Genomic DNA, 14,774 nt, shown 5'->3' on the forward strand with positions numbered 1-14,774 from the left:
AGCGCCGCGAACCAGGCGACCTCGACGGCATCCAGATCGGCTGAGGTGACGGGGACGACGGTCATGGTTTCCTCCCGGGACGGCGTCGGATTTCCCTTTGCATAGCGCCCCCCATCGTGTAAATCAATGGTGTATCAATTTACCGGGGGACGGTCGTGGCAGGGGCAGGCGAACATCGGTCGGACGCGTTGCCGATCCACCTGCAGATCACCGAGATGATGATTCGCGACATCGCCGCGGGTCGTCTGGTCAATGGCCAGAAGCTGCCGCCCGAACGCCAGATGGCCCAGGCGCATGACACCACCGTGCGGACCCTGCGCAAGGCGCTGGCCGAACTGGAGGCGCAGGGCCTGCTGGGACCGTCGGCAGGGATCGGGGAACTACATCCGGGCGGGCGAACCGACGCGGGCGGTCTATTCGATGTTCCGGCTGGAACATGCGCAGGGCGGGGGCGGCCTGCCGCGCGCGCGGCTGCTGTCGGTCGGATCGCATCCCAAGGATGCCGACCAGCCCGCCTATGGCAGCGCCAATCACGGCACCCGGTTCCGGCGCCTGCGGTTTCTGGACGACACCCCCATCGCGGTCGAGGAGATCTGGCTGGACGGCGGGGCCGGGGCCATTCCCCCCGAGATGGTCCAGGATTCGCTGTACCTGACCTACAAGCGGGCGCTGAAGCTGTGGATCACCCGGGCCGAGGATCGCGTCGGCTTGGGCACCGTGCCCGACTGGGCGCCGCCCGATTTCGCGCCCCGCCCCGGCAGCACGACCGCCTTCATCCAGCGCCTGTCCTGGGCGCAGACCCAGGACGCGGTCGAATTCTCGCGCACCTGGTACGACACCGACCCGCGCGCTCTACGTCCAGCGCCTCGTCTAAGGAGATCCCATGACCATGCATGACAGCCGCGTGATCACCTATGGCGTGATCGGCTGCGGGATGATGGGCCAGGAACACCTGCGCAACATTGCCCTGCTGCCCGGTACCGCCATCGGTGCCATCTTCGAACCCGACGCCGCCATGCGCGCCCGCGCCGCGGCGCTGGCCCCCGGTGCGCGCATGGTCGACAGCGTGGCCGACCTGCTGGCGCATCCGGGGCTGGACTGCCTGCTGATCGCCAGCCCGAACCACCGCCATGTCGAACAGCTGCAGGCCGTGGCCGCGCACAGGCCGCTGCCGGTGCTGGTGGAAAAGCCGCTGTTCACCCAGGCGTCGGACGCGGCGGCGGTGGCGGAACTGGCCGCACGGCACGCGGCGCCGGTCTGGGTCGCGATGGAGTACCGCTACATGCCCCCCGTCGCCCGGCTGCTGGAGATGGCCCAGGAGGCCACCGGCGGCATCCGCATGCTGAGCATCCGCGAACACCGCTATCCGTTCCTGTCCAAGGTCGGGCAGTGGAACCGCTTCAAACCGCTACAGCGGCGGGACGTTCGTCGAGAAGTGCTGTCACTTCTTCGACCTGATGCGGCTGGCACTGGGGTCGGACCCGGTCCGCGTCATGGCGACCGGCGGGCAGGCGCTGAACCACCTGGACGAGGTGCATGACGGCCGGACGCCCGACATCTTCGACCACGGCTATGTCGCGGTGGACTTTGCCGACGGCACCCGCGCCATGCTGGAGCTGTGCATGTTCGCCGAAGGATCGCGCTGGCAGGAGGAGATCAGCGCCGTGGGCCCCCGCGGCAAGATCGAGGCCTTCGTGCCCGGTCCCACGCGCTTCTGGCCCGCGCATCTGGGCGATCCGCCCGTGGCGCAGGTCGTCGTGTCGCCCCGCGAACCCCGCGGGCCGCAGGTCCACGTGATCCCCGTGGACCCGACGCTGCTGGATGCGGGGGATCACAACGGCTCGACCTTCTATCAGCACCGGGGGTTCTTGGAACTTGTCCGCGGCCAGCGCGACCGCCCCGACGTCAGCGTCCAGGACGGCATTTGGGCCGTGCGCATGGGGCTGGCGGCGCAGACCGCGATGATCGAGCGGCGCGTCGTCGAATTGTGACGCCCCGCACAGCGGATGTGCGGTCAGGGCAGTGCCGCGCATCCGCGAAACGCGCTATCAGGGGAAAAATCCGCATCGAAGGCCCCCCATGCGCCAGAACACCAAAGCCAGCTATGGCAGCGTCGCCCGCAGCCTGCACTGGCTGACCGCCCTGATCATCCTGTCCAACATTGCCCTGGGCCTGTGGGCCGAACGCATCCCGCTGGAGCAGATGGCGCTCAAGGTGCAGGTGTTCTCGTTCCACAAGACGCTGGGTCTTGCGGCGCTGGTCGTGGCGCTGGTGCGCATCGGCTGGGCGCTGACCCAGACGCACCCCGCCCCCGTCCACCCCGAACGCCGGCTGGAGACCCTGCTGGCCGAGGCGGTGCATTGGACGCTTTACGGGTCGATGGTGCTGGTGCCGGTGACGGGCTGGATCGAACATGCCGCGACCGACGGGTTCGCGCCGATCCTGTGGCCCCTGGGGCAGGGGCTGCCGCTGGTGCCGAAATCGCCCGCCCTGGCGATGGTCATGGCCCAGGTGCATCACGTCTTTGCCTTCCTGCTGATCGGGTCGGTGGTCCTGCATGTGGCGGGCGCCATCAAGCATGCGGTGATCGACCGCGACGGGGTGCTGGGCCGCATGACGCGGGGCGTGCCCGCGGGCCGGGGCATCGCCGCCCGCCACGCGCTGCCGGCGCTGGTCGCGGTGGCGGTCTTCGGGGCGGGGGCGGCCTATGCGCTGGCCACCGCGCCGCGCGACGCGGCCCCGGTGGCGACGCTGGAACAGGCGGCGTCCGAATGGCAGGTCACCGACGGTGAACTCGGCTTTGCCGTGCGCCAGATGGGATCGACCGTGACCGGCAGCTTTGCCGACTGGACGGCGGCGATCACGTTCGACCCGGACAGCGGCACGGGCGCCGTGACGGTGACCATCAACATGGACAGCGTCACCATCGGCACCGTCACCGACCAGGCCAAGGGGGCCGAGTTCTTCGACGTCGCCGCCCATCCTACCGCGGTCTTCGAGGGCACGATCCGACCCGAGGGCGCGGGCTATGTCGCCGAAGGACCGCTGCGCCTGCGCGACCAGCAGATGCCCGTCACGCTGCCCTTCGATCTGACCATCACGGACGGCGTCGCCGTGATGCAGGGGCAGGCCGTGATGGACCGCCGCGACTGGCAGGTGGGGGCGGGATATGCCGACGAACGCACGGTGGGGTTCCAGGTGGACCTGACCGTCGCGCTGACCGCCACACGGTGATGTGCGCTGGCTGACAGCCCCTGTTCGCGCATCGCTAGTTGCCCCACGGGCCGCTTCCAAGGATGGTGCCCCCACAACAAACGGAGATTCCGATGCTGAAAACGACCGCCCTGACCGCCGCTTTCGCCCTTGTCGCCGGTGCCGCCCTGGCCGAGCCGCAGGCCTACAGCCTGGACACCTCGCACAGCCAGATCGTGTTCGACTACAGCCACCTGGGCTTCTCGACCACGACGGGCATGTTCGGCGACATCACCGGCACGATCATGTTCGACGCCGAGGATCCGGCCGCATCCTCGGTCGAGGCGACGTTCCCCGTCGCTTCGCTGATGACCGGCTTTGCAGGCCGTGACGAGCACTTCCTGTCGCCCGACTTCTTCGGCGCCGAGGGTGCCGCCCCCGAGGTGACCTTCAAGTCCACCGGCATCGAGGTCACCGGCGACACCACCGCGCTGATCACCGGCGATCTGACCCTGAACGGCGTCACCAAGGAGGTCGTGCTGGACACCACGCTGAACCAGCAGGGCACCCACCCGATGGAGAACAAGCCTTGGCTGGGCTTTGACGCGACCACCACCCTGCTGCGCAGCGACTTCAACGCCGGCATGTTCGCCCCCGCCGTGTCGGACGAGGTCGAGGTCCGCATCTCGGTCGAGGCGATGCCCGCCGAATGATCGCCGATCCGGCGTGACGACAGGGGCCCGTGGCATCGCCGCGGGCCCTTTCGCATGTCGCCGATCCGATAGCCGGGTCGCGGCCGGCATGGTTGACTGGTCTGCGCGAATCACCGCTGGATCGGAAGGCCGCCGCATGACCGCCAAGACCATCCTTGCCCTGCTGGCGGCGCTGCCGCTGGCCGCCTGCGCCGGTGACGACCTGACCGGCCCCGCCGCCACCGCCTGCCGCGCGGCCATCGCGGCCCAGGTGGGCAGGGGCCTGTCCGCCGTCACCGTCGTCACCATGACCGAAACGCAGGCAGGCGCCGACATCCAGGCCGCCGTCACCGGGGCCGAGGCGCCATGGACCTGTCGGACCGACGCCGCCCATCGCGTCCTGGGCGTGATGTATTCCGGCAGCGAGGGGGCCTTGTGAGCCCAAAAAGACAAGATGCCCGCAGGTCACCTGGGGCAGGGTTCACAAGATTGCATTTGGGGGGATGACTGGTAGCGGAGGAGGGACTCGAACCCCCGACACGCGGATTATGATTCCGCTGCTCTAACCAACTGAGCTACTCCGCCACGAGTAGCGGCGATCTAAAAGACTGGCGCAGGGCCGTCAAGCGGGTTTTGCCAAAAAGCGCGCGCAGAGCGTTCGGGGCGCTAGATCTGCAGGCCCGCGCAGCGCGCGGTGTTGCGGATGTGGTCGCGCATATGCGCCTGCGCCGCGTCGGGATCGCGCCGTTCCATCGCGGCTAGGATGGCGCGGTGTTCGGCGATGGACTGCGCCATGCGATCGGGGTCGGTGTTCGGGATCGGCTGGCGCTGCGTCTCGGTCAGCAACTGGCTGACGGTACTGTACAACGTGGCCAGCATCCGGTTCGGGCAGGCCTGCGCGATGCCCTGATGCAGGGCCAGGTCGGCGTCCACATGGGCGACCAGGTCGCCCTGCGCCCAAGCCTGCTCGAACTGGGCGGCGGCCGATTGCAGGCCGGCCAGCGCATCGGGGGTGATGGCGGATGCGGCCAGCCGCGCCAGCTCTCCCTCGATCAGCAGGCGGGTCTGGAACACTTCGCGCAGATCGTGGGCATCGTCATAGCGCCATGTCGTCTGCGCGGGCCGCGTTGCCGGGTCCATCACGAAGGTCCCCCGCGCGGGCAGGGTCTGGACCAGGCCCAAGGTCTCCAGCGTCAGCAGCGCCTCGCGCAGCGACGGGCGCGACACGTTCAGCTGTTCCGACAGCACCCGCTGCGACGGCAGCCGCTCTCCGGCCTTGAGTTCGCCCGACCGGATCATCTCCTGCAGGCGACGCGCGATGGTCTGCGTCACCGGTCCCTTGTCCCACATCACCCGCGCATTGCCCTTTCCGTCGGCATCGTGTCCGCCATCCATCTGCACAGGAACCACGGCCATTGCAAACCGGATCGGCCCGTGGCTTGATACTGGTCAGACCGGTTTGGCCGGTCAATCCAGAATCATAAAGACGGGGAGATGATCATGCACGGAAAAAAGGATGCGCCGCACGGCCATGGCACTGGTGCTGCTTGCCGGTTCGGCCCTTGCCGCCTCGGCACAGGAGACCCTGACGGTGGGCGCCAACATCGGCAACGTCCCGTGGGAGTTCCAGGACGATGCCGGCCAGTTCGTGGGCTTCGAGATCGACCTGGTCGCCGCCGTGGCCGACCGCATGGGCGCCGAGGTCGAGACGGTGAACATTCCCTTCAACGGGCTGTTCTCTGCCGTGCAGTCGGGCCGGATCGACATCGCGACCAGCTCCATCACCATCACCGACGAACGCCTGGAATCGGTGACCTTCGCCCAGCCCTATTACGACAGCGACCAGTCGCTGACCGCCCTGGCCGAGGGGCCGAAATCGCTGGCCGAGATGAAGGACAAGGTCGTCGGCGTCGACACCGGATCGACCGGCGACATGTGGGCGACCGAGAACCAGGCCGAATACGGGTTCGCCGACATCCGCCGCTATGAGGGGCTGGCGCCCGCGATGCTGGACCTGCAGGCGGGGCGGATCGACGGGTACGTGTCGGACATCCCGGCGCTGCAGTACTACGTCAAGGACAAGCCGCAGCTGGCCGTCGTCGAACGCATCCCGACCGGAGAGAAGTATTCGATGATGTTCGCCAAGGACGCCGAACTGGCGACCGAGGTCAACACCATCCTGGACGCGCTGAAGACCGAGGGCGTGGTGGCCGAGCTGCACGAGAAATGGTTCGGCGTCGCCCCCGACGCGGATTCGTCCACCGTCACCGTCCTGCCGATGCCGACGCTCAACTGATCCTACAGCCGGGTCCGGGCCCGTCCCGGACCCGAAGGGATGCACATGGATATCTTCGACACCTTCCTGAACGCCGAGGTGATGCGGCGGACCTTTCCCATGCTGCTGCAGGGTCTGTGGATCACGCTGCAGCTGGGGGCGGCCAGCATCGTCGCGGGGCTGGTGCTGGGCCTGGGGCTGGCGATGGCGCGGCTGTACGGGCCCGGCCCGGTCCGGTTCGTGACACGGCTCTATATCGACATCTTCCGGTCGATCCCGCTGCTGGTGCTGCTGATCATCGTCTATTACGCGCTGCCCTTCGTGGGTCTGCGCCTGTCGCCATTCGCATCCGCCATGAGCGCGCTGACGCTGGTGTCGGGCGCCTATACGGCCGAGATCTTTCGCGCGGGCATCGAGGCGATCCCCAAGGGCCAGTTCGAAGCCTCCGCCGCCCTGGGCCTGAACGGCCGCCAGACCATGGCCGACGTGATCCTGCCGCAGGCGGTGCGGATCGTCATTCCGCCGCTGACCAACAATTCGATCAACGTGGTCAAGGACACCGCCCTGGCATCCGTCGTGGCCATGCCCGACCTGCTGAAGCAGGCGACGCAGGCGCAGGCGCTGGCGGCCAATCCCACGCCGCTGATCGTGGCCGCGGTGATCTATATCGCGTTCCTGTGGCCGCTGGTGGCGCTGGTGTCGCGCATGGAACGCCGCTTTGCGGCCCGGAGGCGCTGAGATGACCGGTTTCGTCAGCATCCGCAACCTGCGGAAATCCTATGGCAGCTTCGAGGCGCTGCGCGGCATCGACCTGGACGTCGCCAAGGGCGAGGTGGTGTGCATCATCGGCCCGTCGGGGTCCGGCAAATCAACCCTGATCCGCTGCATCAACCGCCTGGAGGGGTTCGACCCCGCAAGCGAGATCCGCGTGGACGGCACCTCCGTCACCACCGGCCGCGCGCTGGCCAAGGTGCGGGCCGAGGTGGGCATGGTGTTCCAGTCCTTCAACCTGTTCCCGCATCTGACGGTGCGTGAAAACGTCATGCTGGCGCCCCGCCGCGTGCGCCGCACCACGCGGGCGGATGCCGCGGCCCAGGCCGACCGCCTGCTGGCCCGCGTGGGCATTTCCAGCCAGGCTGACAAGTACCCCGAGAATCTGTCCGGCGGCCAGCAGCAGCGCGTCGCCATCGCACGGGCACTGGCGATGGAGCCGCAGGTGATGCTGTTCGACGAACCGACCAGCGCGCTGGACCCGGAAATGGTGGGCGAGGTGCTGGACGTCATGCGCGATCTGGCCCGAACGGGCACCACCATGATCGTCGTCACGCACGAGATGGGCTTTGCCTCCCAGGTGGCCGACCGCGTCATCTTCATGGATGCGGGCCAGATCGTCGAACAGGGACCGCCCGCGCAGGTGCTGTCCGACCCCCAAGAACCACGCACGCGCAATTTTCTTGGCGCCGTGCTGAACCACTGAAGGACGACCCCGATGACACAGCTGGACATGGCCTATGTGCAGTCCCAATTTCCCGGCCTAACGCAGGACTGGGTGTTCTTCGACAATGCCGGCGGCGCGCAGATCGCCCAGCCCGCGCTGGACCGCATGGTCGAGTTCCTGACCCATCGCAACGTCCAGATCGGGGGCAGCTATGCGGTGTCGCAGGCTGCGGCCGAGGCGCTGATGGCGGGCCGTCGCGCCGCCGCGACGCTGGTCAATGCCGCCCGCCCCGAGGAGATCGTCTTCGGCCCCTCGACCACGGTGCTGATGGGCAATCTGATGCAGGCCATGCGCCGTCAGTTCGTGCCGGGCGACGAGGTCATCGTCACCATGGCCGATCACGAAAGCAACATCGGCCCCTGGACCCGGCTGGAGGAATTCGGCGTCGTCATCAAGGTCTGGCCGCTGAACGCGGACACGATGGACCTGCAGCTGGCCGATCTGGCCCCGCTGATGACCGACCGCACCCGTCTGGTTTGCGTGACGCATGTGTCCAACATCCTGGGGCAGGTGCATCCCGTCGCGGATTTCGCGCGCTTCGTCCATGACCGCGGCGCACGGATCTGCGTCGATGCGGTAGCCTATGCGCCGCACCGGCTGATCGACGTGCAGGCCTGGGATGTCGATTACTATGTCTTCAGCCTCTACAAGGCCTATGGCCCGCACGGGGCGCTGATGTACGGAAAATACGACCTGCTGGCCGAACTGGACGGGCTGTACCACTACTTCTATGGCAAGGATAAGGTTTCGGCCAAGCTGGAGCCCGGCAATCCCAGCTATGAGGCCGCCTATGCCACCGACGGCATCCTTGAATACCTGACCACGCTGGCCCGCCACCACGGCGCGACGGGCGACGACCGCGCCCTGCTGGAGGCCGCCTTCGATCTGATCACCGCGCAGGAGGATGCGCTGACCGACCGCCTGCTGGCCTGGCTGTCGGCGCGCAACGACTGCCGCGTCATCGGCGGATCGGTCAACCGCGACAGCACCCGCGTGCCGACCATCGCCTTCAAGTTCGACGGTGTCGATTCCGGCGCCGTCGCCCGCGCGATGGACGATCACGGCATCGCCATGCGCTTCGGCGATTTCCATTCGCGCCGCCTGGTCGAGCATCTGGGCGAGGATCAGGACGGCGGCGTGCTGCGCGTGTCGATGGTGCATTACAACACGCTGGATCAGGTCGACCGCCTGACCGACGCGCTGGCCCGGATCGTCGCATGAGCGGGCTGGACCTGATCATCGCGGGCGGCACGGTCGTCACCGCCGCCGACAGTTATGCCGCCGATATCGGCATCCGCGACGGGCGCATCGCGCAGATCGGGCAGGGGCTGACCGGGGCCGAGCTGATCGACGCCACGGGGCTGCTGGTCCTGCCGGGCGGGATCGACGCGCATGTACATCTGGACCAGCCGACCTCGGACGGCACCACCATGGCGGACGGCTTCGCCAGCGGCACCCGGTCGGCGGCGGCGGGGGGCAACACGACCGTGCTGCCCTTTGCGCTGCAGATCAAGGGCCGGTCGTTGCGCGCCTGCGTCGAGGAGTACCACCAGAAGGCGCAGGGGCATTGCCACACCGACGTGTCGTTCCACCTGATCGTCAGCGACCCAACCCCGCAGGTGCTGGGGCAAGAATTGCCGGCGCTGGTCCGCGACGGGTACACGTCCTTCAAGGTCTTCATGACCTATGACGACCTGGTCCTGAACGACGCCCAGATCCTGGACGTGTTCGAGGTGGCGCGCCGCGAACGCGCCCTGGTCATGGTCCATGCCGAGGGGCATGACGCGATCCGGCACCTGACCCGCCGCCTGGAGGCCGAGGGCCGCACCGCGCCCTATTACCACGGTCAGGCCCACGCCCAGATCGCCGAACGCGAGGCCACGCACCGCGCCATCAGCCACGCCCAGCTGATCGACGTGCCGGTGGTGATCGTCCATGTCTCGGGCCGAGACCCGATGGAGCAGATCCAGTGGGCCCGTGCCCGCGGCCTAAAAGTTCACGCCGAAACCTGCCCCCAATATGTCGCCCTGACCGCCGACGACCTGCGCGGGTTGAACATGGATTTCGACGGCGCGAAATACGTCTGTTCCCCGCCGCCGCGCGATGCGGACAGCCAGGCGGCGATCTGGCAGGGGCTGCGGGACGGGACCTTCGACATCTTCTCGTCCGACCATTGCCCGTTTCGCATCGACGCCACGGGCAAGGACACGCCCCGCGCGCGATCGTCTTTCAAATACGTGCCGAACGGCATTCCGGGGGTTGAAACCCGCCTGCCGATCCTGTTTTCCGAAGGTGTCGGCAAGGGGCGCATCAGCCTGCAGCGGTTCGTGGCGCTGACCGCGACCAACCCCGCGCGGCTCTATGGCCTTTATCCGCAGAAGGGCAGCATCGCCATCGGCGCGGATGCCGACCTGGCGCTGTGGGACCCGACCCTGACCCGGCCGATCCGACAGGCGCAGCTGAACCACGGCTGCGACTACACGCCCTATGAGGGGATGGAGATCACCGGCTGGCCGGTCCGCACCCTGCTGCGCGGCCGGACCATCGCGCAGGACGGCGTCCCGGTGGGCGATCCCACCGGGGGGCACCTGTCGCGCGCCACCAGCGGGGCGTTCGCCTAGACGTCGAAGTTGCTGGGCAGCACGATCATGTCGCGGATCGTCACGTTGCGCGGGCGCGTCAGCATGTACATCAGCGCGTCCGCGACCTCGACCGGTTCGATCAGGGCGCCGGCATCCTTCATGCGCTGCAGGCGTTCGGGTTCCCAATCCGCCAGCAGGGCCGAGATGACCGGCCCCGGAGAGACCTGTCCCACCCGCACGCCGTGGCCCATCAGCTGGCGGCGCATGGTCTGGACGAAACAGGTCACGGCCCATTTCGACGCGGTATAGACCGGCTCGACGTGGATCGGCGCGTGTCCGGCGATGGAGCTGGTGACGATGATGTCGCCCGTGCCGCGTTCGATCATGTGGGGGGCCACCGCATGGACGTTCTTCATCACCGCGTTGACGTTCAGGTTCAGCATGCGGTCGATGGCGGCCGGGTTGGTATCGACCAGATCGCCACCGATATAGCTGCCCGCGTTGCACAGCATGATGTCGATCTGGCCGACCTTGTCCAGGATCTGCGGCACCATCGCGTTGCAGCTGTCCGCGTCCAGCAGGTCGGTGACCTGGGCGATCGCGTCTGCGCCCAGCTCGCGCGTCAGCGCGTCCAGGGCATCGGCGTTGCGGTCGACCAGCACCACGCGGGCGCCTGCCTCCAGCAGGGCGCGCGTGGCGGCCAGCCCGATGCCCGATGCGGCCCCGGTGATCGCGGCAACCTTGCCGTGCAGGTCTTGGGACATGGTATTCTCCTTGGGATGGTGTTCGGTCAGACGGCCAGGAAGCCGCCGTCGAGGGGCAGGACCGCCCCGGTGATCAGGCCCGCATCGTCCGACAGCAGCAGCGCGATGGCGCGGGCCACGTCCTCGGCCTCGGCAAATCGGCCCATCGGGTGGCGGGCCATCATCGGGTCGCGCTTGGCCGGCGCGCTCCAGGCGGCGGCGGCCAGTTCGGTCAGCGTGACGGTGGGCGCGATGGCCACGGCGCGGATGCCGTGGAGACCCAGTTCGCGCGCCATGACGCGGGTCGCGCCCTCCAGCCCGGCCTTGGACGCGGCATAGGCGACGTGGTCGGGAAAGCCGCGATGGCCTGCGATGCTGGTGACGTTGACGATGGCCCCGCCGCCGCCCGCGGCGATCCGGGCGCGGGCGAACTCCTGCGCGCAGATCAGCGCGCTGCGCAGGTTGATGTCCATCACCGTGTCATAGCCCGCGTCGGTCAGATCCAGCAGCCCCTCCAGCACGTTGGTGCCGGCGCAGTTGACCAGGAAATCGCAGGTCCCGGCCTGGGCCATGGCATCGCGCGCCGCCGCGGGGTCGGACAGGTCGGCCACGATGGCCCGGGCGTCCAGGCTGTCCAGATCGGATTGCGTGCGGCTGATGGCCGTGACCCGCGCGCCGCGTTCGGCCAGCAGGATGGCAGTGGCCCGGCCGATGCCCTTGCCTGCGCCGGTGATGATGACGGATCTATCCGTGAAGGGCATCGTGGTCTCCTCTCAATGCAGCGTCGATGTCGCCGCGCAGGTCGCGGGCGGTGGCCTGAAGCGTCAGGAAGGCCCGATGGCGCGCGGCGTGCAGCCGCTGGCTGTCGGGGTCGGGATGATGGGTGGTCAGGACGCGCGACATGGCGGGCATGGCCGATGCCAGGTCGGGGAACACCCCGCCCGCGACCGCGCCCAGCATGGCCGCGCCCAGCAGCACGGGCTCGTCCGCCGCCGCGGCATCCACGGGCAGGCCCGTCGCATCGGCCAGTAGCTGGCGGATCAGCGGATGGCGTCCCGCGCCGCCGCTGATGGCGATGCGCGCGACCGGTGCCCCGTGGGCGGCCTGGGTCGCGATGATCTGGCGCAGGCCGTAACCCAGCCCGCAGACCCCCGCGACATACAGCGAGATCAGGGATGCCAGGTCCGTGTCCATCCCCTGGCCGCTGACGATGGCGCGGGCATGGGGGTCGGCAAAGGGCGCACGGTTGCCCAGGAATTCCGGCACCACATGCAGGTGGGCCGCCTGCCGCACGGCGTCGGGCGCGGCCTGGTCCGCCAACCATTCGGGCAGGGACCGGCCCTGCGCGCGGGCAGCATCGGTCGCCTGGTCGTGGGCGGGATGCAGGCGCAGCAGGTGGTCGATGGCCGCGCCCGCGACCGACTGCCCGCCCTCGTTCAGCCACATGCCCGGCACCATGGCCGAGAAATAGGGCCCCCAGACACCCGGCACGAAGGCCGGGTCCTGCGTCGTGGTCATGGTGCAGGACGATGTGCCGAACACATAGCCCACCGTGTCGACCGGATCGCCCATCGCGGCCACGGTGCCGACCCCGCCCGCATGCGCGTCGATCAGCCCTGCGCCGACGGCGATGCCGGGCCGCAGGCCCATGGCGCGCGCCGCATCGGCGGTCAGGCCCGCGCCAAGGGGCGTGGCGGGCGGCACGACCTGCGTGCCGATGCGGGCGAAGCCTTCGTCGGCCAGCACGCCCAGGCCGATGGCGCGGAAGTAATCGGCGTCCCACCGGTCCTCATGCGCCAGATAGGTCCATTTGCAGGTCACCGTGCAGGTCGACCGCGCGGTGCTGTCCGTGGCCTTCCAGGTCAAAAAATCGGTCAGGTCGAAGAAATGGCGCGCCGCGTCAAAGACCTGGGGCCGGTTCTCGCGGAGCCACAGCAGCTTTGGCGTCTCCATCTCGGGAGAGATGCGCCCGCCGACATAGCGCAGGACATCGTGCCCGCCCGCATTGATGCGCGCCGCCTGGTCGACCGCGCGGTGGTCCATCCAAACGATGATGTCGCGGTCGGGATGGGCGGGGTCGCCCACGCCTAGGGGCATATCGCCCACCACCACCAGCGAACAGGTGGCGTCGAACCCGATGCCTGCCACGCGGGCCGCGTCGATCCCGGCCTGGGCCACCGCGGCGCGGGTCGCGGCGCAGACCGCGTCCCAGACCTGCGCGCTGGACTGTTCGGCGATCACCCCGTCGGGGCGGTGCATGGCGATGTCGCATTTCCCGGTGCCAAGCGCGGCGCCCGTGGCGTCGAACACGCCCGCCCGCGCCGATCCGGTGCCGACGTCGATGCCGATCAGGTACCGGTCCATCAGCGCCATTCCCGCCCGATATAGATCGCCAGAAGGATGATCAGGCCCTTGATCACGTCCTGCATGTAGGGGTTGATGCCCACCAGGTTCAGGCCGTTGTTCAGGATGCCCAGCAGCACCGCGCCGATCAGCGTGCCCAGGATCAGCCCGCGCCCACCGGCGATGGCCGTGCCGCCCAGGACGACCGCGGCGATGGCGTCCAGCTCGAATCCCACCCCGGCGTTGGGCTGGCCGCTCATCAGGCGGCCGGTCAGCACGATGGCGGCCAGCGACGCGGTCAGCCCCGAGATGGCATAGACCGCCAGCTTGACCAGCCGGGTGCGCACGCCGGACAGGCGGGCGGCGGTCTCGTTGCCGCCGATGGCATAGACGTGGCGGCCGAAGGGCGTGCGCTGCAGCAGCAGCCAGGCCAGTGCATAGACGACGATCATGATGATCACCGGCACGGGCATGATGCCCACCCGGCCCACGCCGAACCAGGACACCCAGCCCGGCAGCCCGCTGATCGGATAGCCGCCCGAATAGATCAGGCCCAGCCCGCGGGCGATGCCCATCGTGGCCAGGGTCACGATGATTGCGGGCATCTTGCCCCAGGCCACCAGCACGCCGTTGAACAGCCCCAGCCCCAGCCCGACCAGCAGGGCGGCGGCGATGCCCACCCCCGCCGGGCAGGCCCATGTTGACCATGATCCCGGCCGCGACCGTGCCGGCCAACGCCATGACCGCGCCCACCGACAGGTCGATCCCGCCGGTCAGGATGACGAAGGTCATGCCCACCGCCAGGATGCCCACGACCGACACCTGCCGCAGCACGTTCAGGATGTTGTTCACGGTGAAGAAGTTGTCGCTGGCGAAGGCCATCAGCACCGACACCACGATCAGCCCGACCAGGGGCAGCGCCAGCGGCGAATGCAGCAGCCAGTCAAAGGCGCGGTGCCTGGCGGTGTTTGCGTCATGCGACATGGTGGACCTTTCCCGTGGTTGCATGTGTCATGATCCCTTCCGAGGTGATCGCGTCCCCCTCGACCGTCGCGACGATCCCGCCAGAGCGGAAGACGCAGACCCGGTCGGCCATGCCGATGACTTCCGGCAATTCTGACGAGATCATGATGATGGCGTATCCCTGCGCCGTGAACCGGCGCATCAGCTGATAGATTTCGGCCTTTGCGCCGACATCGATGCCGCGCGTGGGTTCGTCGAAGATCAGCACCCGCATCTGGTGGTTCAGCCAGCGGGCGATGACGACCTTCTGCTGGTTGCCGCCCGACAGGGTGTCGACGCGGGCGCGGGGGCCCTGGGCCTTGACGCGCACCTGCTCCATCGCGGCCCGGGTCGAGGCCAGTTCCTTCTTGAAGTCGATGAACCAATGGGCCTGGCGATATTTGCCGTAGTTGTTCACCGACACGTTCTGCAGGATGGAAAAGGCCG

General features: G+C 68.5%; 14 protein-coding genes, 1 tRNA gene and 3 pseudogenes. 11 read left to right on the forward strand and 7 right to left on the reverse strand.

The genetic code is table 11. The features are described 5' to 3' along the window. Window positions 1-218: 218 nt before the first annotated feature. The 6 genes and pseudogenes from F1642_RS16580 to F1642_RS12885 form a co-directional block, all read left to right on the forward strand. A pseudogene (locus F1642_RS16580) lies at window positions 219-299 on the forward strand (GntR family transcriptional regulator); the annotation flags it as partial. 121 nt (window positions 300-420) lie between these two features. Then, a complete protein-coding gene (locus F1642_RS12865) occupies window positions 421-897 on the forward strand; it encodes a UTRA domain-containing protein (protein ID WP_370582876.1) in 477 nt (158 codons plus the stop codon). After that, a pseudogene (locus F1642_RS12870) lies at window positions 890-1,991 on the forward strand (Gfo/Idh/MocA family protein). Before F1642_RS12865 ends, F1642_RS12870 begins: the two are co-directional and overlap by 8 nt. Before the next feature lie 88 nt (window positions 1,992-2,079). Then, the gene (locus F1642_RS12875) at window positions 2,080-3,234 is read left to right on the forward strand and encodes a cytochrome b/b6 domain-containing protein (RefSeq protein WP_194886411.1); all 1,155 of its coding nucleotides are present in this window, start codon (window positions 2,080-2,082) and stop codon (window positions 3,232-3,234) included. 95 nt (window positions 3,235-3,329) lie between these two features. Then, the gene (locus tag F1642_RS12880; protein WP_045982427.1) at window positions 3,330-3,905 is read left to right on the forward strand and encodes a YceI family protein; all 576 of its coding nucleotides are present in this window, start codon (window positions 3,330-3,332) and stop codon (window positions 3,903-3,905) included. A 136-nt stretch (window positions 3,906-4,041) separates the two neighbouring features. Continuing rightward, entirely contained in the window at window positions 4,042-4,323 is a 282-nt protein-coding gene (locus tag F1642_RS12885; protein ID WP_139599204.1) for a hypothetical protein, read from the forward strand. Between the two features lie 69 nt (window positions 4,324-4,392). Here the strand turns inward: F1642_RS12885 and F1642_RS12890 are convergent. Both F1642_RS12890 and F1642_RS12895 read right to left on the reverse strand, forming a co-directional pair. Continuing rightward, window positions 4,393-4,469, reverse strand: a tRNA-Met gene (locus F1642_RS12890). 81 nt (window positions 4,470-4,550) lie between these two features. Beyond that, window positions 4,551-5,279 carry a FadR/GntR family transcriptional regulator gene (locus F1642_RS12895; RefSeq protein ID WP_255522440.1) on the reverse strand — a complete coding sequence of 243 codons (729 nt, stop codon included), beginning with the start codon at window positions 5,277-5,279 and terminating at the stop codon, window positions 4,551-4,553. 121 nt (window positions 5,280-5,400) lie between these two features. On the opposite strand from F1642_RS12895, the gene F1642_RS12900 reads away from it, so the two are divergent. From F1642_RS12900 to hydA, 5 genes are read left to right on the forward strand one after another with little or no spacing between them, the layout of a single operon-like run. Then, window positions 5,401-6,180 (forward strand): ABC transporter substrate-binding protein, encoded by a 780-nt coding sequence (locus tag F1642_RS12900; RefSeq protein WP_194886412.1) that lies wholly within the window; start codon window positions 5,401-5,403, stop codon window positions 6,178-6,180. 45 nt (window positions 6,181-6,225) lie between these two features. Beyond that, on the forward strand, window positions 6,226-6,897 hold the full coding sequence (locus F1642_RS12905; RefSeq protein WP_045982421.1) for an amino acid ABC transporter permease: 672 nt from the start codon (window positions 6,226-6,228) through the stop codon (window positions 6,895-6,897). Between the two features lies 1 nt (window position 6,898). After that, complete coding sequence (locus F1642_RS12910) at window positions 6,899-7,636, forward strand: amino acid ABC transporter ATP-binding protein (protein ID WP_046001276.1); 738 nt, start codon at window positions 6,899-6,901, stop codon at window positions 7,634-7,636. Window positions 7,637-7,648: 12 nt separating this feature from the next. Next, window positions 7,649-8,878: a cysteine desulfurase-like protein gene (locus F1642_RS12915; protein WP_046001277.1), complete on the forward strand. Its 1,230-nt coding sequence runs from the start codon at window positions 7,649-7,651 to the stop codon at window positions 8,876-8,878. Then, window positions 8,875-10,278: a dihydropyrimidinase gene (gene hydA, locus F1642_RS12920; protein WP_194886413.1), complete on the forward strand. Its 1,404-nt coding sequence runs from the start codon at window positions 8,875-8,877 to the stop codon at window positions 10,276-10,278. Before F1642_RS12915 ends, hydA begins: the two co-directional genes overlap by 4 nt. Here hydA and F1642_RS12925 read toward each other — a convergent pair. The 5 genes and pseudogenes from F1642_RS12925 to F1642_RS16000 all read right to left on the reverse strand — a co-directional run bounded on the left by F1642_RS12925 (window position 10,275) and on the right by F1642_RS16000 (window position 14,751). Beyond that, window positions 10,275-11,003 (reverse strand): SDR family oxidoreductase, encoded by a 729-nt coding sequence (locus tag F1642_RS12925; protein WP_046001279.1) that lies wholly within the window; start codon window positions 11,001-11,003, stop codon window positions 10,275-10,277. The genes hydA and F1642_RS12925 overlap by 4 nt on opposite strands. Before the next feature lie 26 nt (window positions 11,004-11,029). Next, window positions 11,030-11,743, reverse strand: a complete 714-nt coding sequence (locus tag F1642_RS12930; protein ID WP_194886414.1) for an SDR family oxidoreductase — start codon at window positions 11,741-11,743, stop codon at window positions 11,030-11,032. Beyond that, window positions 11,727-13,346, reverse strand: a complete 1,620-nt coding sequence (locus F1642_RS12935; protein WP_194886415.1) for an FGGY-family carbohydrate kinase — start codon at window positions 13,344-13,346, stop codon at window positions 11,727-11,729. Before F1642_RS12935 ends, F1642_RS12930 begins: the two co-directional genes overlap by 17 nt. Next, window positions 13,346-14,309: pseudogene (locus tag F1642_RS16585) on the reverse strand (ABC transporter permease). Before F1642_RS16585 ends, F1642_RS12935 begins: the two are co-directional and overlap by 1 nt. Further along, on the reverse strand, window positions 14,299-14,751 hold the full coding sequence (locus tag F1642_RS16000; RefSeq protein ID WP_370582877.1) for an ATP-binding cassette domain-containing protein: 453 nt from the start codon (window positions 14,749-14,751) through the stop codon (window positions 14,299-14,301). The pseudogene F1642_RS16585 and the gene F1642_RS16000 overlap by 11 nt, the downstream one beginning before the upstream one ends. Between the last annotated feature and the right edge of the window lie 23 nt (window positions 14,752-14,774).

Source organism: Paracoccus sp. NBH48, assembly GCF_015390265.1.
GTDB classification, from domain to species: Bacteria; Pseudomonadota; Alphaproteobacteria; order Rhodobacterales; family Rhodobacteraceae; genus Paracoccus; species Paracoccus marcusii.

What these genes read in the sequence shown, in the direction of transcription:
- F1642_RS12865 (WP_370582876.1), top strand. Translation starts at nt 421, where the DNA reads ATGTTCCGGCTGGAACATGCGCAGGGCGGGGGCGGCCTGCCGCGCGCG.
- F1642_RS12875 (WP_194886411.1), top strand. Translation starts at nt 2,080, where the DNA reads ATGCGCCAGAACACCAAAGCCAGCTATGGCAGCGTCGCCCGCAGCCTG.
- F1642_RS12885 (WP_139599204.1), top strand. Translation starts at nt 4,042, where the DNA reads ATGACCGCCAAGACCATCCTTGCCCTGCTGGCGGCGCTGCCGCTGGCC.
- F1642_RS12895 (WP_255522440.1), bottom strand. Translation starts at nt 5,279, where the DNA reads ATGGATGGCGGACACGATGCCGACGGAAAGGGCAATGCGCGGGTGATG.
- F1642_RS12900 (WP_194886412.1), top strand. Translation starts at nt 5,401, where the DNA reads ATGCGCCGCACGGCCATGGCACTGGTGCTGCTTGCCGGTTCGGCCCTT.
- F1642_RS12905 (WP_045982421.1), top strand. Translation starts at nt 6,226, where the DNA reads ATGGATATCTTCGACACCTTCCTGAACGCCGAGGTGATGCGGCGGACC.
- F1642_RS12910 (WP_046001276.1), top strand. Translation starts at nt 6,899, where the DNA reads ATGACCGGTTTCGTCAGCATCCGCAACCTGCGGAAATCCTATGGCAGC.
- F1642_RS12915 (WP_046001277.1), top strand. Translation starts at nt 7,649, where the DNA reads ATGACACAGCTGGACATGGCCTATGTGCAGTCCCAATTTCCCGGCCTA.
- hydA (WP_194886413.1), top strand. Translation starts at nt 8,875, where the DNA reads ATGAGCGGGCTGGACCTGATCATCGCGGGCGGCACGGTCGTCACCGCC.
- F1642_RS12925 (WP_046001279.1), bottom strand. Translation starts at nt 11,003, where the DNA reads ATGTCCCAAGACCTGCACGGCAAGGTTGCCGCGATCACCGGGGCCGCA.
- F1642_RS12930 (WP_194886414.1), bottom strand. Translation starts at nt 11,743, where the DNA reads ATGCCCTTCACGGATAGATCCGTCATCATCACCGGCGCAGGCAAGGGC.
- F1642_RS12935 (WP_194886415.1), bottom strand. Translation starts at nt 13,346, where the DNA reads ATGGACCGGTACCTGATCGGCATCGACGTCGGCACCGGATCGGCGCGG.